This window comes from Bradyrhizobium sp. B117, from assembly GCF_038969555.1.
Lineage (GTDB): Bacteria > Pseudomonadota > Alphaproteobacteria > Rhizobiales > Xanthobacteraceae > Bradyrhizobium.
On record NZ_CP152414.1, the window covers coordinates 7,981,711 to 8,002,562 of the forward strand.

The window sequence follows — 20,852 nt, forward strand, 5'->3', positions numbered from 1 at the left end:
GGCCGTTCCGGATGAAGCGTAGGGTGCTATGGTCGAGGCAATTAGTTATGGATCCAAAGTTACTATCGAGCCGATTCCCACGCAGACCTACCATCGCAGTTTAGGAACGTTTGGACCAAGGAACTCGTTGACGATATGGACGATCAAATGATCCCACCTCGCGGGATGTCAAAAGAGCAGCCGCGGCCTACGCCGGTTATGAAACGCTATCAGCTTTCAACGACTGGATTGGGCGGGGATCATGCCGGGACCCATTCCCGGAACACATCGGTGGGACAGGAAAGCTATAGATGCAGCATTTGACCGGCTCTCCGGGCTCAAGCCCACGGTTGAATCGCAGCGGTCGCCTTATGACGAATGGAAGGCCTTGCAAAATACGGATGCGCCTCGAGCGCATCAACACGTTAAACGAAAAGCTCGCCGATGAAACGGAAAGACGCACTGCTTCGCGCGGTTGGGAGGTCCATGGATCGGATGGCGCAGCACCCGTCCAACTGAAAGTTCTCTTCCAAGGAGCAGGTCGTAAGTGGTTGATTTGTAGGCTTGGCACATGGCGCCTCGAACCTGGGACCCGCTGATGCAGCTCCAGAAGATCGAGCGGCTTGCGCCATCGCTTAAAAATTCTCTTCTCGAAACCTGCGTCCGATTTTCTGGCGCGCGCAAGAAGCTGAGGCATCCTTCGCTTCAGATCCTTGCACATATCGCGCGCGACAGCTGGAATAAACTGCGACAGCAAGTTGGCCGAAGCCCCGGCGATATCCTGCTCAGTTAGATCAGGATGCGCTTCCAAGGCCCTTTCGATCAATTCTTCAAATATCTGTTCAAAAGTCTTCATGATTCAGGCCCCCACAGGCCGGCATCCTAACCGATTTGCAGCTGATAGTGGGATTATCGGGACCGACGACAACGGTCCTCAATTTCGGCAATTCCCCGAACAGCCGACGACAGGATCACAGAACGACTCGGCTATAAGACATGTCGCTGATGGCGCTCAAGAGAGTGATATTGTCATGTCCGAAATCCCGTCTCTGCCCCTGCCGACCTCCCTTCCGCGGGACGAGGCTATGCGATCGTGGGGACAAGCAGCCTCATCCTATGAGCCGGATGTTTGGGAGTTCGAATACCGCGTCCATCCTATCTCGGTCGCATGCCGGAAGCCGAATTGCGAGCCCGTTACGACGGGATTGCCCGGAATCTCCAAACCATTGTCAGTGATGATCGCAACGTCATCCCAATCAATTCATTCCTGAGTTCTTGGTACTGGTATCGCAAGGAACGTCAGACTCGCTAATGCAGGTGCCGAGGCACAGCACCGCCAGGCCCCGCGTCACGATGTCGGAGACTGGCAAAGCGATCACGCGCGCTGGGAATCATAGGCATTCAGCAAATCGAGCCCGAACTCATATTCAATGACGAGCTTCAAGGCATGGTCCTCGTCCCCCCTCGACCTCCATTAACCAGCGGCGTAACCGTTCGCCGTCCGGTTTTTGCGCGCTGCAATGCGCCAGGATCAAAAAGCGGAGCCAGCGCTGTTGGTCGAGCGGATGCGATGAGCCGGTGGATTTGTTCGCCAAATCCGAGAAAGCTTCGAGCGCCTTAGCCGCCTCAGGCGAGACCCACTCTTCAAGGGATTGCCGGGGAGAAGAGAGTTCTACGACGAAGCCGGTCGAAGGCTGCTGGTTTGGCGATCAGGCGTTCGAATTCTTGCAAGAGGCCATTGTATTGCGCGTAAGTAAGCCGGTCGAGCTCTCTTGGAACGATATTTGTAATCGTATACCCGCCTTCGCGGGACCAGAGCGTGAGCCTGGCCGCAGGCAGGCTCTTGTCGCTCTGCCGTTGAAAGACGAGGACATCGTCGCCGCGTGCCATGCGACTAAGGTCCTTCTCGGCGTCTATCCCACGCTCCCATGGCGTTGCTGTAGCGGCAATAAGCGCCTCCCGCAGCTCTGCACGTCTGGTTTCGGGACCAAGGATCGAGAGATCCTGGAAGACTTCGATCGCGTGTTTGTCGCTCATGTGTTTGGTCTCCGATCGAACTAGCTGATCAGGCTCGTTATGGCCTGCGGCGCGCCAATGAAGGCGTAAGGATTCAGGAACTGGCGGCGCCAAAACAAGTTTCGATCCACTTGTCCAAGCGCGGCTTCGTCACAAACAGCCGACCAGCGATCCTTGATGGTCTTGATTTGATGCACGACAATCGCGACGGCATCCGCCTCGTTGAGAAGAAACGATGGCGCGCCTTTCAGGCAGAGCGCAATCTGACTGTGTCGATCCTGGCCCAATATAAGCATCGCTTGCGTCGCCTCGCCGCCCGTGCGGCTTTGCGGGCAAATATCATAGGCAGGTGTGAGCGTCAGATTCGTGCCGTCCCAGAAGGCTGCGTGATTTCGGGCATGGTCATCCGTGTTGCCGCAGAGCACGTTGAAGACAATGCGCGAAAACAACTCCCGTAGCGTCTCCTTGGGTTCCGTAAAACGGTGGCGGATGGTCGTGGCGAGCTGTTCGTAGCTGGCGTAACGGGCCATCATTTCGTCCAGTTCAAGCAATGTTAGGGCGGATACCATGGCCTTGCGGTACCATCCGTCGGTAGCCTTCGCACGATCGAAGCGCTCGATGAGGAGGATGTCCTTGCCCGCCACGCGTTGAAGGTTCACAGGCGCGACGCGAAGCCCGGCCGCCGCGGCCAAGCGCATTGCGATGAATTCCGCCTTCACCACGCTATAGAGGTCGGTTTGCGAAGAAAACTTCGCGATGAATTTCTTATCGTTGGAGGTAATCGTCGCTTTCGGGCGCGCCCCGCCAATGGAGCTACCGTGGAAAAGAGCCCGGTCGAGCTCGGGCGTCAGCGGCGTTCCTTGTTCGACGAGCGCCGCCGCATTCAAGAGCTCATCGAGAGAGGCGCCCTCGCCTTCACGCGCGACATAGGCGGAGGGCGAGGCTTGAAAATCGAGCGCGCCGATGCGATCCGACCCTGTCTCGAGGAGAAAGGTCAGCTCGGCAAGTCTGCCCGCGTCAATCTCCTTCTCACGGGCACCGAACTTGCGATTGAGGATCACGCGCCGGCCCCAGGCGTCGGGAGCGGCGTCGCGAATACAATTCGGCATGTTCAGACCCGCAAGAAGCGGAAGGATTCCGCTCCGCAGCGGCAATTCGGGCTGGTAAAGCGCAATGGCGTCCTTGCGCTCGATATAGCTCCGTCCATAGTTGAACAGGAGCTGTTCGCCACGCGCCGACAGAAGTCCTGCAACAACCGGTTTCGTCTGGCCCGGTAGCCAAGTCCAGACATAGGCCTCAGTGAATTTGGGATCAGAAGTCATCCTTGACCTCTTCACCCCGCCGGGCACGAATGGATTTAGGCAAAAGCGTCATGACTTCGCGATTGCTTTCGATCGCCTGAGACATTGTCGCCTGCTCGACGTCGAACAGCCTGACGCCGACAATCGCGGCGACCTCAAAGACAGCGCCAATTGTGGATCGCGGGTCGCCTGCCTCTATGCGCCGCAGCAGCCCGCGCGAGATCCCTGCCCGCTCCGCGACATTGAGCGTGCTCATCTTCCGTTCGATGCGGGCCTTGCGCAGGAGCTGCCCAAGCAGCACCGCAGCATCGGCGGCATAGGCAGAAATGGGATGATGGATCTTAGCCATGGTTCATAAATAGATCGTCACGCCCCTCGTGGATCATATATAGACCAAAACTGCAAAAGCCAATTGGGTGGTTCATAAAAAGTCCAAATGAGCCCCTTATGGTCCATTAATGGATCATCTAGGTTCCACAGAAAACGGGAAATTATCAAGGAGCTGCCGAGGACCGCCATTCAAGCACAGAGCTCGCCCCGTCCAAGCTTCCCACAGGAGATTTTTCGCATCTAAAGGCGCCACAGATTGCGGCATCGACCTCGCGAACATAGCATGAACGCAAACGATTGAAAAACGTTCATGGCAGACAAATCCGGCGACTTTGAAATTGAGCCTGAGTTCGAATGGGGACCGAGCCGCATGTAGCTTGTCGAACTCGCCTTCTGGCGCCCTTCAACACTGCCCGACGATGAAATGGAATCCTGCTTTCCAGACCGAAATGGAAGATGGAGCAGCAGCCAAACCAAGGCTGCCGTTCTCAGACACGGTGCGAAGGGTCTCGACCTCAATCAGAATTGGGCTCTTGTCGAACAGAATTGGTTCTGTCCCGTTTGCCGGCGCAGCAAAGTCGATACTCTTCCGCCTTTCCAGTCGCGGTATTCTGCTCGCCAATTTGGAAGAGCATCACGATCACCTGCGGGACTATTGTGGGGCGTCGAGGGCGCACGTTGTTCGGGGACCGCTGGACCGTGGATCTTCCGCCAGGATGTGGAGAAATAGCCGATACCGTCGAACACTTGGTATCCAGCTTCCCTCGCGAGCTCGTCTGTTCGGAATGTAATGCCGCGGACGGCAAGGCAAAGCTCATGATGAAAGGCGCCATTCCGGCGTATTTCAGCTTTTCGCCGGCTGAAATTCGCACGTTTATCGAGCCGGTTGCAAACGCGGACCACCGGATCCTCGAGGACCGCGTTGAGAAGGCCTGGCACGCCTGCGCGCCCTCGCTAAATGCTCGTATCGCCTTGATCGATCAAACGTTGAACATGATTCATTCCGGCGCGCTCTACCGGGAAAGAGGCACATCGTCCTTTCAAGCTCGCCATCAACGGTCACGATGAACTGCCGCTCCTCGTACTCCGTTCCGTTGCTGGACCAAGGCTTGACGGTGAGCTCTTCTATGATCGTCCTAGTTTCCAACCAGTCTCTTCTTCGATTTCTCGGTTCAGCGCAGCGAACACGTCTTCGCCTTCATCAACCTGACCGCCGACGAGCTCCCAGCAACCGGGAAGAGGCGACGGCTCATTGTGCGCTTCTGCACGAAAATCCGTCCCAACGAGTCCGGGATTCGCGCGCGTGCGACAATTTGCTTTTTGGACGCCATGTTTCTAATCTAACGTGTAGTAGAAAAAATGCCGGTATGACGAGTCTCAACGATATTTTAGACCGATTTCGGCCAGGCCCGCCGAGCGGGACAATTAAGCTCGGCGTACTGGGGGCACCGGGCACGGGAAAGTCGACTCTCACGGCGCGTCTGTCCGAGGCTCTTGTCGGACGGCGGCTGCCCGTTTCCTTGTAGCCGCCGACGGCATGATGTCGAGCGTGGCATCGCGGCTCCAGGTCTAATACTCAATGTTTCATCGTTCGATCACTTCACGCTCTACAAGTATGTACCAAATAAGGTCCAGAGTGATTGCTACATCCTTGTGGACGAGTGGGGTACCCCGTGTTCCCACCACAGACGGAGACATGATCTACGTCATTCAGCGACCGGCGGCTCTCTTCGACAGTTTCAAGGCTGGTCCCCAACGTTTTCTGCGCGAAGCGGCAACTCGAATAGCAAACTTCGTCACGCTCCCGCTCCAGGCCACGCTCTGTGAGGGCTTCCGAAGGGCGTTGAATCAACAATCGTTCATCCGCGCCGTGTCAGACACCGGAGCGTGTCTCATTGGCGATGCTTGGTCTCACAAGGACCTCACCGCCCAGGGAATTAAGAATGCCTTTCTTGATGCCAATTTGCTGGCAGAGCTCATTATTGCACGTCCGTACGTGGACGCCCGCTTCGAGCAGGAGCTCAAGCTCCAGTGGTCTCAGCGCACCGCATTATATGCGGGAGAAGTCGAGCGAGCACATAGGCTTGCTGGATTCCTGCCTGCAACCCCACCGCAGATCGAAGAGTTGCAGACGATCGCCAGAAATCCCGAACCGAGTTCGAAATTTCTCGGGCTCGAAGCCAAGACCTATTACGAGAAGGACTTCGTCAAAGACCTGACAGCTTGATGCCAACCGCCGCGACGAAGATGTCGCAGCACGTCGTTGAGAAAAAGCATCTTGGCGGAAGGGCCTCTTCCATCCCTGTAATTGGCGCTAGCGCGCAATACGCGGGTGCTCTCCGGGATGGTCGTCGACCCGAAGGTTCATGATAGAGGCCGATGGCGAACACGGATTGGCATCACCAAACTGCACCACGTTCTGGACTGCGACCGATAATTGGAGTGAAAAGTCGAGAGGCTTCGGCGGAGGTGCGCTGGTGATGGGATTGCAGCTTGCATCCACACCTCCAAACGGCTGATTACCCTTCAGATCTCTGAACCAAAGCATCTTCTGAGCGTCCGTCGTACAGGCGCTCGAAAATGTAATGGGGGCCGACGGCAATTGGGCGGTGCTGTGACAACTCAAGCACCCCGAAATCGGATTGTCGACCGGCCCGTTCGCGCGCCCCGCCCATCCCAAATGGGAGGCTGCGTAAGCAGGCGCCTGGTCCGAGATCGTGGTTTCGGTCAGCTTCTTGCCTGCTTGCTGGTCAGCGGGTGTGAAGCCGAAGTCATTTCCCCATGAAAGGCCTACGGGCCGGAGCCTCCGCCACGGGGAGGTATCAGTTGCATTGCTGTCAAAAGCAAAAGTCCCGAAGACCCACCCGGTTGGCGAGCGACTATCCACCGCGGCGACGTCCATCTGCATGAGGCGCACGGTTTGGGGGCCGGCAGCTGTCCGGATCGTCCACTGCGGAGCACCCGACAAGACGTCAGAACCCTGGAAGTCATTCGCAGTAACGTCGCTGAACAAGATCTTGAAGGTCATTGCTCCTTGGGGGAATTGAGCTTTTGCTAGATCGGGCGAAGCGCCGCCCAAGACCTGTCCGATCGTGACGGCACCCGCTGCATTGTAGAAGCCGACCGCATAATTGTGAATGGTCACTCCTGGCTTGAGACCGAGCTCCGGTCCGGTCACAGAACGTTCTGAGGTCAAGCCGCGCATCGGCTCTCGTGCACGCGGTCCAAAATTCATCAGCGGCATGTGAAACCAGGGCCGAACGTTGTTAGCTTCCGGCTTGAAGTCGGCATCGATCATGCCATCAAATGCATAGTCTCGCAGGGCATAGAGGTAAGCATCGGCCCCCGTCACTCCGTCCTTGAAGTCGATATTCGACCACGGTGCGTCGTTCGCCGGGACAGCCGTAGGGTACGATTGGGACAGTTTGAACCACGGACCAGCGTTCGGTACCATCGCTGATGGCGTGACGAAGTCTGGAAAGGCCCCGGTGCATTGCGCAATGAAAGGTGCCGGCTCAGGAGTCGGAACGCCCTTCCCTGTCACCGAGAGGCAAGTCGATCCGGGAGCACAACCGCTTGCGGCATGTCCATGTGTCGGAGCAAGGCATGTGATCGTGATCGCAAAAAGGACGTTGCGAAATATACGACTTCCTAAATGTTGAATAACGCGCATGAGCCTCTTTCCTCTATGACGCACCACTTCATTTCCGATACAATTACAGCGCGAATTCGCCTTTGCAAGCCCGAATTGATTCCCAGTAGGTTTTCGCTCAGAGCTTGGAAGTAGGCCCTGACCTTTAAAGAGAGGATGATCATCGTGTTCTGTACGAAACGTACGGCGCTTCTCCTTTTTCTCTTTGCAGCAAGCGCGCAGGCGCAGACTGCAACGTCATCTGCTTATTTGACGGTAGATGGACAAGTGACGACTCCACTGTCCTTCTCTGAACCCGACTTTCAGGCACTTCCTCACACATCGATCACCGTCACGGATTCGGCCGGGAAAAGTACGACCTATTCAGGAGTTGACCTGGCTGCCCTTTTGAACAAAGCGGGGGTGCCGCTCAAGCAAGACCTGAAAGGTGCCGACGTCGCAAAATATCTCCACGTTCAAGGCGCTGATGGTTTCGTCGCGATTATTTCTCTGCCCGAGTTTGATAACGGCACGTTCCTGGTGGCAGATGCGCAAGATGGCTCCCCATTGCCGAGCGGGACCGGTCCTCTCCAGGTCATTTCACCTCAAGAACGTCGTCGTAGCCGCTGGGTCAAACAACTGAACTTGCTGCAGATCATCAAATCTTCACCGCAATAGCCGCACCAGAGAGAGAGGACTAGTCACTGGCGTCCAATCCGAGGGGCCTCACTCTCTGCGTATGAGCCACACGAACACGGTCGAATAAAGCGGGTCGTCCCGAATACAAACCTTGCTCAGAGACAGTACGTCTAGCCGGTGTTCGTCGGCGGCGCGCCTGATAGATGCTTCGTTGATATATGAGTTATCATGCCCTTCCGCGTGGATAAAACGCGCGCTCCTGACCCAGTCGGCACCGATCATGTAGCCGTCCTCAGCGAGTTGAGCCGCGGCGTTTCCAAGAGCCCATGCGTAGCGTTCTGGGCTTTTGCAAAGCCCAAACAGACCAATTGCCGTAATCAAGTCGTGCTGCGGACCGGGTACGTCACGAAAGGGCGTGCTGAGCACATCATGGATGATGAACTTGTCGATCTTCTCCCGCACGCACGCCAAGTGATGGTGGTCACGCCCGAACCTTGCTAGCACTTGCTGGTAGCAGGGAGGGATGTCGTCCGATAGAATGAAATCGTGAAGCACCTTGAGTGCTTCGGCGCTTTTGTCGCAGCAATCGATGCTCGTTCGGACATTTGCGGGAATAGACCAGAACAAGGTCGTTGGACCGCAACCAAGATCAAGCCAGCACTCGACCTCTTCTACGCCCGCGATGAGCTCGAGAATTTCGTCGGTCCCCTGCCCGTCCCGGAAGGATTCATTGAAATACAGGGATCGGTACTGCGAGAAGTAATCAACATGCTCTTGATCAAGCCTGGTGTGTGACAGCGCGTCCCTCCAGGGAGCGCTGGAGGACTTCACCCGGCTTTCGTCCTCACCCAACCACCCGCCAACATATTGAGTTCGGCTTCGCATCACGTAGCTTCCGCCACGATGAGCAGGCGGGCAGAGTTTTCGCTGACGGGCACCCGCCTGTAATTGCCATATGCTTCAACCATCCGAAACCCAGCGGCTTGCAGCAGGGCGGACATCTGGCAAAGCGAGTAGATCCTTAACTCGACCGTCGAGACAAACTCTTCGGTCAACGCGCCATTTACGAGAGTGTAGAAGAACGTTAGCTCAAGCAGCTGATTTGAACGGAGGCGTTGGGATCGCGATCGCCTGAGGAGGCTACCATCGTCCAGGCCTCTTTCCCACTCTGCGATGAGTTCGTTGTCACCGAGTCCGGCCGCGAAGTATTCAGGCCCATCCTCAGTAGGTTCGCTCGACCGGGCGAACGTCGCGAGATCTAGAACCAGGCAGCCTCGCTTCGACATGTGGCGCTTGAATGATGATAAGGCGTCCAGTGCCTCGGTCTCGCTGCCGAGAAGCTGAAAACACTCGCGCGGACACACGATGAGGTCGAACATGGCGGAAAGCTTGAGAAACCGCATGTCCTCAAGAACAGTCCTTACGTTCTCGATTCCGCCGCGTGCCGCCAAACGCCTTTGCAGCTGCAGAAGCATTTTCGGGTCACGGTCGACCGCAGTGATGCGCTCGACGCGACGCGAAAGTGGGAGCGTCAATCTGCCGCAAGCGCACGGCACCTCGAGGACATTTCCCCCCCGCATTTGCCCCACAGAGGCGATGAACTCGACTTCATCCGGGAAGGAGCCAAATTCACAATCGTAGAATGCACTTCTCTCCCTATAGCCGATTGGAAGGGCGTGATTTCCGCCTATTGGACCCGCGCCTGCTTTACCCAAAGCACCAACGTTAGAGCTCATTGCTCGTCTCACCCAAGCGACTGACGAGATCGGCGGCCGTGATATCGGCTGAAGATAGGTTAGCGAGGTTCTGCCATTCAGCGGCGAGGTTGGCTCTATCGAACAACAGACGCTCTGAGAAGTGATTGCATTTGCAACCAGACGTGTAATTGTAGTTGGCATTGACTATCAAAGGCGAATGGATGGCACCAAACAGATTGTCACCTACACTCAATCCTTCTAGCACGCCCAGGCTTGCCAGATCGTCCAAGTCGACACCGGTGCCTGGGCTGGCAAAGAATCCGTCACCAGCTCTGAACTTCGCGATCGGCTGATGGAGGAAACGAAACGAGCACTCCTTTCTTGCAAGCAGCTTGTCCACATCGTGCGAAGCTACGGCCTCACTTTCGCAGGACCACGACTTCTGTCCGCCTATTCTTCCCCGTCTAGCCCGTCCCGTCCTTATGACAGGCTCGAAGTAGCTCCGAAGGCCTTCGTGAGCGACAAACGTGGCTAACGCAGGAACATCTCGAGCGGAAGCATCGCTGACGGGAAACTCTATACCGAAACGGCTGCGATGGTTCCCTTTGAACACCGCCATCAGGTCCAGCAGGCTCGTTGGCAGCTCCAGCGCGTGATCAGTAAGCACGACCTCACGATAGTCGTATTCTCCGGTTCTCGGATTGCGCCAGCTTGAATTATTGGGGCTCGATGTGCTCCAAATGGAATGATAGATCTGCAAGACATCCTTGTATTCCTCGATCTGCGCGATGAACGCGCGCACAGTCGGCTTGCTGTCGCCGGCAGCAGAGAAGCGCTCCATATTGCGAGCAATCTGTTCACGGATGTGAGAGCTCGAAAAACGGCCGTATGTTCGCCAATGACCGGCAGCCGCTTCCTCGCTTGAAAATATCAATCCTGCAGTGAAGATGAGCCATTGCATGCCGGATGCTGCGACGAGCTCCAGCAGATCGAAGAACCGTGGGAACACAGTTACTTCACCGTCCCCCGATGTCTGTATCACCTTGGCTCCCAGTGCGCGAGCTTGGGAGATGGTGCCGGCTGCTCCATCGAAATAGGAGGTTATCTGCTCTTCCATATACGGGTGCTTGTCGATCGGAACGGCGGACGCATAGCAGCCCGAACACGCCAAATTGCACTGCTTCGGACAAAAAAGATGCAGAGAATCTATGCAGTTCGTCAACGCGCTTCGCACGCGGCTCATCAGTTCCTCTCTGGTCGCGCGCCGGATGCTATCGAGGTGGGACGAGTAGGCCGAATCCGCCGTAAACCAGCCGGGCAAATCCAGATTCACGGACCCGCACTGACCGTCTGGCAATCGCCGCTCGCCGGCAAACCTTTCAATTGAGGTCGCATAGAACGGTATCCGATAGGCCTTGGATATCGCAAAGTCGAGCGTCATCGCATTCTTAGCCATCTCGATTGAATGCGAGGTCTTCGGAAGGTGCCCAGGCAAGACGTTCGTACACCCGAATTCGCTCTGTTTGGAGAGGAAGTAGCGCAGGACCTCCGGATGGATCCTTGAAGGGCTCGTCTCAAATTGCGAGAACATACCGAACTCCACATCGTTTAGGCGATTGGCATTCGCGTTTCTAAGGCATCATGCCGAATGAGCTCTGGATGAACGAGCTCGCCGGCCTTGGCTATCATGCATAGTTCGATCATTCTTGACCGACCGCCGCGCAAGCAGACATCGGCCAACTTGCGGACATATCTGATCACACGCTCGGATGTCGCTTTAGATGCTGTTACCGGTACCGATGCAGGCAGATGATCGATCTTGATGTGCAAGACGCTGTTTATGAGCCGCGCTGGAGCGCGATGGCTTGTTGTGCTCTTAAAGGACGGCAAGTATCCCTTCCCGTAGCCGCAAGTGACGTCCACGATCACCGACCCAGGTTTCATGGTGGACACCATGCGTTCGTCCACCATCGCGGGCGTATCGAAGGTGGAAATCAGGATTGCGCCTATCAGTACGTCAGCCTTCTTGACTTCCTCACGCAGGACACCTCGGCGATTGAGCAGACATCTCACGCGCCTACCGAACTCCTGCTCAATTTGCGCTATCTTGGCGGCGTTGCGTACGAAGATTGTCACCTGAGCGCCCAATGCGATCGCCGTTTGCGCCGCTGCGCGCCCGACATTTCCAGCGCCAATAATGACCACCCTAGGAAAAGGCCCGTTCGGCGCCGCGCCCATCAGCAATCCTCGGCCGCCGAGATGAGACTGTAAATGGTAGGCGGCATAGATCACGGCCATTCGACCGGCAATATCGGAATCGGACACCGAAGCCGGATAGGTGCCCGCGCGTGAAATAAACTCGAAAGCGTACGCGGTGAGCTGCGAGGTCTTTAGCGCCTTCATCAGCGCAGGGTTTCCCTCTGCGTGCATGAATGCGGCCAGATGGGACCCTTTGCGGAAGAATCTATATTCTTCGGGTAGAGGGGCCTTATACTTGAGGACGAGATTAGCTTGCCATGCCTCGAGCGATGTTACGATGCGCGCCCCAGCCTCCGCGTAGGCTTCGTCGGATATTCCAAGCGACGCCGCAGCCTTGGCCTCGACCACAACATCGTATCTATCCTGGACCAAAGTTTTGATTTCGTGTGGCAGCAGGAGCACCCGCCTCTCGCTCGTTCCTCGCTCCTTCAGGAGCCCAATTGACTGCCTAGCCATCGCCGGTCTCAGCCGACCGGCGATGGGCTGCAATCCGCGCGCCGTTTGACCTATTGGCCTGCTTCAGGAAATCTGACGCACCGCACAACAATGGATCGCCGGTGTAGATCTCGGACATAACCGGGCATCTGCCAGCGCAAGCGTGTTTGGCGTTCCCAATGTCGCAGTTGGCGCAACCCTTGAAGTCGTTGAAGGATACAGCCCTGATGTCCTTGAAGGATGTGTCCCAGAGTTCGGCAAAGCTCGCTTCTCGCAACGTCCCTGCCGAGTACTTCTTGGCGGACATGCAGACCGAGCACGGGTAAAGCTCGCCGTCCGATGTAATGTACGCGAGCGAGATGCCACAAAACTCCCGCTGTATGGCGTGCGAGAGCTTATACGAGAAGGACAGAAATTTTTGAACGCAAAGGCCAATGCTCTGCATCTTTTCGATCCGATCGAGGTAGTTTCTAAAGTAGAGAGGCGAGGCACTTTGTGCGACATTGCCATCTGGTGTCAGATGGGGAAAACGCTTTCCTCGCCCGACAGGGCTAAAAGGCGTCACTCCGAAAAACAGATCCTGCTGCGAAGTGAACTCGAAAATCTCCTCCAGTTCAGCGAGATTGGAATTCGTCAAAGTCGTCATCACGGCTGAGCGGATCCCATTCTTCTTGAGAAGTTTCAGCTTTTCGATCGTTTCCTCATAAGTTGACAGATGCCGCATCTTCTTGTGCGATTCGGTCCCGTCCAGGCTCACGCTGACAACGCACTCCTCGCGTGGAATTTCATCAATGACCGATTGAGAGAGGTAGGTGCCGTTGGTAGCAATCGAAATGACGAAGCCGAGATCGTGAGCATATTTGACGATGGACATGAAATCGGGATGAGCAAAAGGCTCACCTCCGCAGAACACGATCGAGAAGACGCCCTTCGCCTTCAGCTGATTAAGTATCGCATAGATTTCGGAAGTGCTCAGCTCGTTTGTTCTTTTCGGACCGGCTTCCACGTAGCAGTGCAGACACGGAAGATTGCAGTACCGCGTGATTTCGAACCACACGATCAGCGGAGCTGACAGACGGAAGCTGTCGCCAATCGGGACCGTATCTAATCTAAAGGGTTCAAACTCTTGCTGCTCCGCCTCTGCGTTGATCAGAGGGGCAGCCTCTTTTGAATAGAAACCAATATCGCCAGTGCCCGCAAACGCGAGTGTGTAGCCGAATGCCTCGATGCGCGACCGCGTTCGTTTGCGCATGAATTTCACTCGCGCTTGCGGAGCTGACAGGGCTGTAAAGCCGTTTTAAATGGCGTTTCCAACGAGGAACGTCGCCGGGGAGATCTTCCCGGTGTCCACGTGCGCCTCGAACTCTGCGCTAGCTGTCAGCTTCCTGCTGCCGGTCGCTTTCGCGAATTCCTCCAATTGCTTCTTTTGCTCAGGTGTGAGTTCAAGAGCCAATGTTTGCGGGGCTGGGCTTTTGGACATCGAAGCTCTCCTTTTGCGCTGCGGGAATTACGTTTCACAAAACCGTCACTACTCTTGATTGTACCTTGTCCACATGATGACTTTACGAAGATCAATGCGATAGTTGTCTTTTAGGAAATTCACAGGATAAAGTTGCGACGCTGGTTATGGCTTGCAACCCCGCCACCGTTTCAGCGAGTCTGCCCTGATGATCCAAGCCCGCCGGTCCCACGGCACTCACCTGCTGATCGATCTGTGGGGAGCACGTCATTTGGAAGACGCCGATCGCATCAGAGAAACGATGATCAACGCCGCGTTGCGGGCTGGAGCAAAACTGCTGCATGTGCATCTGCACAAATTCGAGCCCCACGGGGGTGTCACTGGTGTCGCGCTGCTAGCCGAAAGCCATATCAGTATTCATACCTGGCCAGAAAGCAGTTACGCAGCGCTAGATGTGTTTATGTGCGGCAGCGCCGAGCCCGAGCGAACAATACCGATCATCAAAGCCACGTTCACTCCGCGACAAACGATTGTTCTACAGGCAACCCGAGGCACTGATGGTGGCGGCTCATCGATGATTGAGACTGCAAGCTTTGCACATTGCGACGGTCTGAGAACCGGGCCAACGACCGCGCAGGCCCGAGGTTGAGCACCGCGCGGCCTCCGGGCCGGGCTGGTGGCAGTCGCGGCTTGCGCCCTTGTCGATCGACCGGATCGCCTCCCAAGGGCCAAGCAACACTTCGATCTGACCTGCCTAGAGCGCCATTTTTTCTAGCCTGCCAGGCGTGACAAACGCCGAATGGCCCGTTCGATTTCGGTGCGATCGTGTCGCCGGCGCCTGAACTCATGCCTCGCCCAGCGCTGCTCAGTCTGATAAGCGGTCATAGTTCGGCACGGATAGCGACCGCAGCACCCGCATTGCGCAGCACCTCCCAGACGGATCACGCTCACGGGGCAGCATCCAGGCGCAAGATGGCTTCGCATCTTGCTCGGACGCTTTGATGCTCGGTGTGCATGTGCATCGAGTAGATTTCCTCAAGCCCAAGGAAGACATCTTCAACCGCTCCGGAGCCGCGTGCATTTTCGAGATCCTTTTCGACCCGCGCCAAAATCTTCAACTCTTTGGCGCAAGCTCTGTCCGCCTTCTGTTTTGTTACCGCTTTCACTGTCGTTTTCTCCGTCGATCTTTCTGAGATCGAGATAGTCGTCCGGAACCAGAAATAAGCAACGACAGGCGCTCCCTCGCGCCTTTAGGCTTGCGCCACTGGACATACGCGCGAGGACTCCGGACTTTGGGGAAAAACTATTGCGCCTGCGTACGACCTTCTCTGGACCTCATCGCGACGATAGGAAATGCCATTCGGCCACATGTCAACGTTTAAGTTGTATTGTTTTCATATAACTCGTATTGAGTCATTGGTTATATCGGCACACAAAGGTGCACCGTGTTTGAATCGCGCGATGAAGTGCAGATCAAACCGAAGTCGCAGATGTGGACGGAAAGCGAAGCTGCTCAACTGCTGCGTTGCTCGAAGAGCACGTGAGACATCTGCGGTTCACTCGTCAGCTCGGGTGTTTATCCAGGCCGTTCCGGCCTCTCACAAGCCGATCTGGAAATATACGTCGCGGCAGTGAAGATCATCAGAGTTCGAATACCCAGAACAGCCAAGGGGTACGCCGTCGTACCCGCTGACACGCGGCCGCGCGTGCTGCAGACGCGGGGTGCACTCATCTTACGAAATACGAAGCAGCGATTGTCCGAGCTAAGCCGCCTACCCCCAGCTCGAGCAAGTCAGGCAGCAGGAGGTGTTCGAGCGAAGAACGGACATTCGACGGCCCTTTTGCGCACGACATAGCCTCGATCCGCCGAAATCCCGCGATGCCTATCAGATAGTCTGCTGAACAACACGGGGTCACCACCAATCAAGGTCGCGCCAAGCGCAATGACAAAGTTGCGCCTGCCTAGATTAGCATTTCGCATCGGCTGCGCTGGGCTGGCGTTGCTCGCCGGTACTGCCGTGACAGACGCCTCTAGCTGCAATCGGCGGGATGCGCTCGGCACGGCGCGGGTGCTCGCTGTCGATGCCGCACTCTTCCCGCGGGTGGGGCTGAAGAACTTTCCCGAGACGCTTCCTCTGGCGGACCATGAAGTCGTCCTCACCTTCGATGACGGACCGCGGACGCCCAACACGGACAAGGTGCTGGCTGCGCTCGCACAGGAATGCGCGCGAGCCACGTTCTTTCTGGTCGGCCGATCCTCGGCGGAATTTCCCGAGCTCGTGCGGCGTATGGCCGCCCAGGGCCACACCGTAGCGCACCACAGCTGGTCGCATCCGATGATGTCGAAAATGTCGTTCGAGCAGGCGAAAGAGGACATCGAGCGCGGTATCACCGCCGTCGAAATGGCGCTCAACGGTGTGTCCACCAAAATGCCCTCGACACCGTTCTTCCGGTTCCCCTACTTCGACGCGACACCTGCGACGCTCGATCTCTTGCTGGCGCGCGGAATTGTCGTGTTCGGCGCTGACCTTTGGGCGAGCGATTGGGAGAACATAACTCCAGAGCAGGAGCTCACAATCCTGATCGAGCGGCTCGAGGCCCCTCGTAAGGGCATCATTCTGCTGCATGATGCGCAGACGCGGACGGCGGCCATGCTGCCTGGGTTCCTGCGCTACCTGCATCAGAACGGGTATCGGATCGTGCATCTGGTGCCGGCTGCCGCCAAGAGCGCTGAAGCCCCATTGACGTCTTGGCATCACGCCTTCCCGCAGTGAAGGTGCGCGAGAAGTGTCGGAGATCACCTCCTGGGTTCAGAGACGGCTACGGGCGACCTCGTGGCCTGATCTCGTTCGATTTGCGAAGCCTCAACGTGACGAAGCTGTTCCTGCGGCATGGCGATCACGCCGCCCTGGACGCCCTTGCGCCAAAGCGAAACAAGAGCTGCTCCACTTCGGCGGCCGGCCTGGCACCGCTGAACAAGAATCCTTGCACCTCGTTGCAACCTTCGGCCCGAAGCCAATCGAGCTGCTCCGTGGTCTCCACCCCTTCCGCTGTCGTCGTGATGTTGAGGCTCCGGCCGAGGCCCGAGATCGCCCGCACGATGGCCCCGCAATCGGAGCGTTTCGCCAGATCCTTGACAAAAGAGCGATCAATCTTGATCTTGTCGAAGGGAAAGCTGCGCAAGTAGCTGAGGCTCGAATAGCCCGTTCCAAAGTCATCCAGCGATATTGAGACGCCGAGCTCGCGGAGCTGGTGCAGGATCGCAAGGTTTGCCTCCGTCTCCGCCAAAAATACCGATTCGGTGATTTCAAGCTCGAGCCGCTTCGGGGCCAAGCCGGAATTCGCCAGCGCTGAAATCACCACCTGAACCAGATTGCGGCTACGGAATTGCACCGGCGACAGGTTGACCGCGACCTTGATCTCTAAAGGCCACTTTACCGCCTCTTTACAGGCTTCGCGCAGCACCCATTCTCCGAGGGGCCCGATCAGCCCCATTTCTTCCGCAAGGGGAATGAATTCGGCCGGCGAGATCATGCCCTTCCCTGGGTGCGGCCAGCGCAGAAGCGCTTCAAAACCTGAGATCTTGTCGCTCGCGATCTCGACCAGGGGCTGATAGTATAGCTCGAACTCGCTGCTGGCAAAGGCGCGGCGCAAATCAAGCTCCATCTCGCGCCGTCGCTGCACCTGCTGATCCATCTCCCGCTCGAAAAAGCGATGCGTTCCGCGGCCATCCTCTTTGGCGCGATAGAGCGCGATATCGGCGTTACGCATCAACTCGGCGCTGCTCGCGCCGTCGCCTGGTGACAGCGCGATTCCGACCGAGGCACCGATAATGACCTCGTTATCGTCAATCTCGTATGGCGCACTCAATGTTCTGATCAGGTCGCCCGCGAATTGGCTCACATGCGTCGGCGAGGTATCATCCGTGAGAATGATCGAAAATTCGTCGCCGCCGAGCCGTGCCGCCAGATTGTTGCCGGCCACCCTGGACCGCAACCGGTCGGCCACTTGCTCGAGCAGGCGATCGCCGATGAGGTGGCCGAACGAATCGTTGACGTTCTTGAAGAGGTCGAGGTCGATACACAGCGCCGCGACGCGGTTGCCGACTGCATTAGCGCTTTCGAGTGCCTCTGCGAGCCACCTCTGGTGGAGTGCGCGGTTGGCCAGGTTGGTCAACCCGTCGTGAAGTGCCATATGGGCGATGCGGGCCTCGGCCTTGCGCCGTTCGGTGATGTCGACCACCACAACCAGATAGCCCTCGCGTCCCTCGATCATAAGGCGCCGCCCAAAGGTCAGCGCAGAAATCTCAGTGCCATCAGCCCTGACATGGCGCCAGGGATGTTCAGACTGAGAGATGTCGCCCGCTTCTCGCAGCGCTCGCGTATAGCTGACCCGCTCGTCGTCTGGCCAGATCTCCTGAACTTTCATTCGCAGGAAGGTCTCGCGAGCATAGCCATAGTGCTGCACTGCCGCGTCATTGACCCTCACGAAGTCCATTGTCTCGGCATCTAACGCCCACATCGGCATCGGATTACTGTCGAACAGCAACCTGAACGAGGCATCCCGGCGCTTGAACGACGTAACGTCGGAAATGACCACGGACACGATGTCTCCGAAGGCACTGAGGCGCAAGCGCAGGCTCTGATCACCGTATTCGAGCTCGAACTCGTCACCGAATTCATTCGCGACCGCGGCGCCCAACCGCTCCATCACCTCTTCCGAACAAAGCAGATGGTCTGAATTGCCGAGGCGCTGCCACAACAGGTTGCCCTCTTCCACATCGAGGAGCCTTGCGGCTGCCTGATTGTGGTGCACAACTTGAAAATCAAATGGCCTGCCTGCGGGATCGCGAACGGTTGAGAGCGAGATAACGCCATCGTCGGTCTTGCAAAAGATTGCATCGATCAAATTGTATTCTGTAGCGCGCTCGTTGACATAGACGCCGACCAGCGTACCGGCCCAACGCGATAAGGTCGGCAGCGCCAGCACGTCGTAGGTCCGTACCATGCCGGCTTGCACGCAATGAGCGGTTGCGAGATAGGGATGGTTGTTTGCAATCGAATTCGAGGCCGCCCCGGTGAGGGCTGTCGCGCAGTCTGGACGCAACGCATCAAGCGGAATGTCCCAGCGGGCATCGCCCAACCAGTTCTGCACATAACGGCCAGTGCGCGAAACAGTAAACGCGCCATTGTCACACCTGAGCAGCACAAGATGATCGGCAAGCCGCCCGAGGCTCCCCAGCAGCACATTTTCATAGCGGGGAAGCGTTTCGCCGGGCTCGAGCGCAGCTTGCCACTTGCGCCGCAGGATTGGCATGTCATTGAGCAGCCTGGTATCTGATTCCACGGATTGCCTGTTAGCAGCACTCATCACACGCCCCACTGACCTAAGCTTCCTGCCCGGGGCATAAAATCCAGCTTGGCTTAATTCGCTCTTAAAAGACGAGACGGTCGCGCTCTAGCCCTGCTGATCGATGGCGTTGCCTGGAACATCAGGCCCGATCGCTTTCGCGCCTCACAGCGCAGAAACTCTGCGGCGATAAGGCAGAATTCGACGAAAAGCGTTTGCCAGCGCCACGGTGACGACGAGAACCTTCGTAGCTAACGATTTGAGCGTCACGCATTCTACGAAGGAGCGCCGTCAGTTTCGCCCGAAATTTTTTGCCGGATTGTCCGATTTGTGCGACCACTAATTATGGACGGTCGCAGGCTCAGCAGGTCCACAATGTTGATTGTGCTTGAAAGGCCGTCCCAGGGAGATGCACGATAACTAAGCGCATGTTAAAGAAATGTGACGGTTGCCAGCGCGAGGAGGCCACGGATGAAAAAGAGCGATGTGACGTGCTCGGAATGCGGTGCTGGCTTTCGCCGTCTTGAGCTTACGTCTGAACGCGGCATCCAAGGAAACTACCACTGCCCTGCTTGCGGCACACTGATCGAGGAGCTCGGAGCGGCTCACCTCGTGCTTTATCGCTTGACTGTACAGCCTTCCACCAAAGCGATCCGCAATCAATAACGCGTCTGAGTTGCCCTGGCCTGGTTAAGGAGCCTGAGTTGGTTTCGCTCACTGTTGGTGTCTGACAGTGCGCATCAAATATCAAGCCGCTGCTGGCGACGGATGCGACGGCTGGTTTGGAGCCCGCGCGGGCCGAGGCGAAGAGTTCGGCCTTTTTCTGATTGAACGCGTCTTCGGTCCCGCGGATGCCCTGGAGGCTCGTGATGACGGTACCGAAGACGGCGAGGCCTCCAAGCGTCTGCAAGACAGCGGAGCGGACCTTCGAACGCATCTCGATGATCTTGCCCAGGTCCTCCGGCGGAATGGGAATAAGCCTGCCGTCTTCACCTACCGCGCGATGGATGGGTACCGCATAGACCGGAACGAGAATAATCAGAGTGATCGAGACGACCACATAGAGCGCAATCGAGGTGAGGAGGACATCCACCGGGATGTACAGGCCCAATAACGTCAGCCCTGCGTCCATCGCTCACCATGCCTGTGTTGCGAGCTCATCCGCCGGCATCAATCTGCAAGAACACTATCGAGCAGATGTGCAAGACGTATGCCCGCCTTTTGCAAGCGCTCCCGGATGATGACGTCGCTCTTCGCCAGATACGCCCCATCGATCGTCACGCTGCCCCCGTCTGGTGGATCGCAGGATTTCCCATGGAAGGTGCAATAGCCGGTTTCGGCTGCCTCGCTGATGGCGAATGATTCATTCGCCCAGGCGTGAGGATCGGACGCATTCCACTCGGCGATTTGCTCGTCCGTGATGGCGTCGAGCAGCTTGTCGGCCGCAAGCTTCACATCCGACCCAACCGCGTGCACTACGAGGCAATTATCCCAGGTGGAATGAAGATTTCGGCGCGTGGCCGATTGCGCGATCTTGCCAACGAGCGGCGGGGTTTCGGCTATCGCCGCCTGTTCGTGCTGCTGCGGCGGGAGGGCGAGCCATCGGGGATCTGTAGCGAGACCGAACTTTGGACCACCCAGAACTAGAGTTTTGCGCTCTTTGACCTGCCACTGAATTTTCATCCAGCGGCAGTTAGAGTCTCGGGGTTTTTTGTAGCGAAGATCAAGAGAGTACGGCTTGCCCATCGATACTGGCC

At 57.0% G+C, this 20,852-nt stretch carries 20 protein-coding genes; 5 read left to right on the forward strand and 15 right to left on the reverse strand.

Annotated features, from left to right (window positions below; all coding sequences use genetic code 11):
• Positions 1-196 precede the first annotated feature (196 nt).
• From AAFG16_RS38655 to AAFG16_RS38670, 4 genes are all read right to left on the reverse strand, one after another.
• A complete protein-coding gene (locus AAFG16_RS38655; RefSeq protein WP_342733853.1) occupies positions 197-835 on the reverse strand; it encodes a hypothetical protein in 639 nt (212 codons plus the stop codon).
• 788 nt (positions 836-1,623) lie between these two features.
• Positions 1,624-2,016 carry a hypothetical protein gene (locus AAFG16_RS38660; RefSeq protein ID WP_342733855.1) on the reverse strand — a complete coding sequence of 131 codons (393 nt, stop codon included), beginning with the start codon at positions 2,014-2,016 and terminating at the stop codon, positions 1,624-1,626.
• A 20-nt stretch (positions 2,017-2,036) separates the two neighbouring features.
• Positions 2,037-3,317 carry a HipA domain-containing protein gene (locus AAFG16_RS38665; RefSeq protein WP_342733857.1) on the reverse strand — a complete coding sequence of 427 codons (1,281 nt, stop codon included), beginning with the start codon at positions 3,315-3,317 and terminating at the stop codon, positions 2,037-2,039.
• Positions 3,307-3,645, reverse strand: a complete 339-nt coding sequence (locus AAFG16_RS38670; protein WP_027562245.1) for a helix-turn-helix transcriptional regulator — start codon at positions 3,643-3,645, stop codon at positions 3,307-3,309. The genes AAFG16_RS38665 and AAFG16_RS38670 overlap by 11 nt, the downstream gene beginning before the upstream one ends.
• Before the next feature lie 680 nt (positions 3,646-4,325).
• On the opposite strand from AAFG16_RS38670, the gene AAFG16_RS38675 reads away from it, so the two are divergent.
• Positions 4,326-4,694, forward strand: coding sequence for a hypothetical protein (locus AAFG16_RS38675; protein WP_342733863.1), 369 nt, complete (start codon positions 4,326-4,328; stop codon positions 4,692-4,694).
• A gap of 628 nt (positions 4,695-5,322) precedes the next feature.
• Positions 5,323-5,853 carry a hypothetical protein gene (locus AAFG16_RS38680; RefSeq protein ID WP_342733865.1) on the forward strand — a complete coding sequence of 177 codons (531 nt, stop codon included), beginning with the start codon at positions 5,323-5,325 and terminating at the stop codon, positions 5,851-5,853.
• An 87-nt stretch (positions 5,854-5,940) separates the two neighbouring features.
• On the opposite strand, the gene AAFG16_RS38685 is transcribed toward AAFG16_RS38680, so the two are convergent.
• Positions 5,941-7,299 (reverse strand): hypothetical protein, encoded by a 1,359-nt coding sequence (locus AAFG16_RS38685; protein WP_342733867.1) that lies wholly within the window; start codon positions 7,297-7,299, stop codon positions 5,941-5,943.
• A gap of 135 nt (positions 7,300-7,434) precedes the next feature.
• On the opposite strand from AAFG16_RS38685, the gene AAFG16_RS38690 reads away from it, so the two are divergent.
• A complete protein-coding gene (locus AAFG16_RS38690) occupies positions 7,435-7,935 on the forward strand; it encodes a molybdopterin-dependent oxidoreductase (protein ID WP_342733869.1) in 501 nt (166 codons plus the stop codon).
• A gap of 48 nt (positions 7,936-7,983) precedes the next feature.
• On the opposite strand, the gene AAFG16_RS38695 is transcribed toward AAFG16_RS38690, so the two are convergent.
• The 6 genes from AAFG16_RS38695 to AAFG16_RS38720 are packed head-to-tail and all read right to left on the reverse strand — an operon-like array spanning position 7,984 to position 13,767.
• Positions 7,984-8,748: a class I SAM-dependent methyltransferase gene (locus AAFG16_RS38695; RefSeq protein ID WP_342733871.1), complete on the reverse strand. Its 765-nt coding sequence runs from the start codon at positions 8,746-8,748 to the stop codon at positions 7,984-7,986.
• 32 nt (positions 8,749-8,780) lie between these two features.
• Positions 8,781-9,632: a class I SAM-dependent methyltransferase gene (locus AAFG16_RS38700; protein WP_342733873.1), complete on the reverse strand. Its 852-nt coding sequence runs from the start codon at positions 9,630-9,632 to the stop codon at positions 8,781-8,783.
• Entirely contained in the window at positions 9,622-11,184 is a 1,563-nt protein-coding gene (locus AAFG16_RS38705) for a hypothetical protein (RefSeq protein WP_342733875.1), read from the reverse strand. The genes AAFG16_RS38700 and AAFG16_RS38705 overlap by 11 nt, the downstream gene beginning before the upstream one ends.
• A 17-nt stretch (positions 11,185-11,201) precedes the next feature.
• The gene (locus tag AAFG16_RS38710; protein WP_342733877.1) at positions 11,202-12,254 is read right to left on the reverse strand and encodes an NAD(P)-dependent oxidoreductase; all 1,053 of its coding nucleotides are present in this window, start codon (positions 12,252-12,254) and stop codon (positions 11,202-11,204) included.
• Between the two features lie 46 nt (positions 12,255-12,300).
• Positions 12,301-13,539 carry a radical SAM protein gene (locus AAFG16_RS38715; protein WP_342733879.1) on the reverse strand — a complete coding sequence of 413 codons (1,239 nt, stop codon included), beginning with the start codon at positions 13,537-13,539 and terminating at the stop codon, positions 12,301-12,303.
• A gap of 45 nt (positions 13,540-13,584) precedes the next feature.
• Complete coding sequence (locus AAFG16_RS38720) at positions 13,585-13,767, reverse strand: hypothetical protein (RefSeq protein ID WP_092217502.1); 183 nt, start codon at positions 13,765-13,767, stop codon at positions 13,585-13,587.
• Positions 13,768-13,954: 187 nt separating this feature from the next.
• Here AAFG16_RS38720 and speD point away from each other — a divergent pair, with 187 nt between their 5' ends.
• The gene (speD, locus tag AAFG16_RS38725; protein WP_342733883.1) at positions 13,955-14,395 is read left to right on the forward strand and encodes an adenosylmethionine decarboxylase; all 441 of its coding nucleotides are present in this window, start codon (positions 13,955-13,957) and stop codon (positions 14,393-14,395) included.
• Between the two features lie 298 nt (positions 14,396-14,693).
• On the opposite strand, the gene AAFG16_RS38730 is transcribed toward speD, so the two are convergent.
• Positions 14,694-14,912, reverse strand: coding sequence for a hypothetical protein (locus tag AAFG16_RS38730; protein ID WP_342733885.1), 219 nt, complete (start codon positions 14,910-14,912; stop codon positions 14,694-14,696).
• A 777-nt stretch (positions 14,913-15,689) separates the two neighbouring features.
• Between AAFG16_RS38730 and AAFG16_RS38735 the strand changes: the two genes are divergently transcribed.
• Positions 15,690-16,520 carry a polysaccharide deacetylase family protein gene (locus AAFG16_RS38735; RefSeq protein WP_342733887.1) on the forward strand — a complete coding sequence of 277 codons (831 nt, stop codon included), beginning with the start codon at positions 15,690-15,692 and terminating at the stop codon, positions 16,518-16,520.
• A gap of 124 nt (positions 16,521-16,644) precedes the next feature.
• On the opposite strand, the gene AAFG16_RS38740 is transcribed toward AAFG16_RS38735, so the two are convergent.
• The 3 genes from AAFG16_RS38740 to AAFG16_RS38750 form a co-directional block, all read right to left on the reverse strand.
• Complete coding sequence (locus AAFG16_RS38740; protein WP_342733889.1) at positions 16,645-19,116, reverse strand: EAL domain-containing protein; 2,472 nt, start codon at positions 19,114-19,116, stop codon at positions 16,645-16,647.
• A gap of 508 nt (positions 19,117-19,624) precedes the next feature.
• Positions 19,625-20,227: a hypothetical protein gene (locus AAFG16_RS38745; protein ID WP_342733891.1), complete on the reverse strand. Its 603-nt coding sequence runs from the start codon at positions 20,225-20,227 to the stop codon at positions 19,625-19,627.
• Between the two features lie 38 nt (positions 20,228-20,265).
• Complete coding sequence (locus tag AAFG16_RS38750) at positions 20,266-20,841, reverse strand: S1/P1 nuclease (protein ID WP_342733893.1); 576 nt, start codon at positions 20,839-20,841, stop codon at positions 20,266-20,268.
• Positions 20,842-20,852 lie beyond the last annotated feature (11 nt).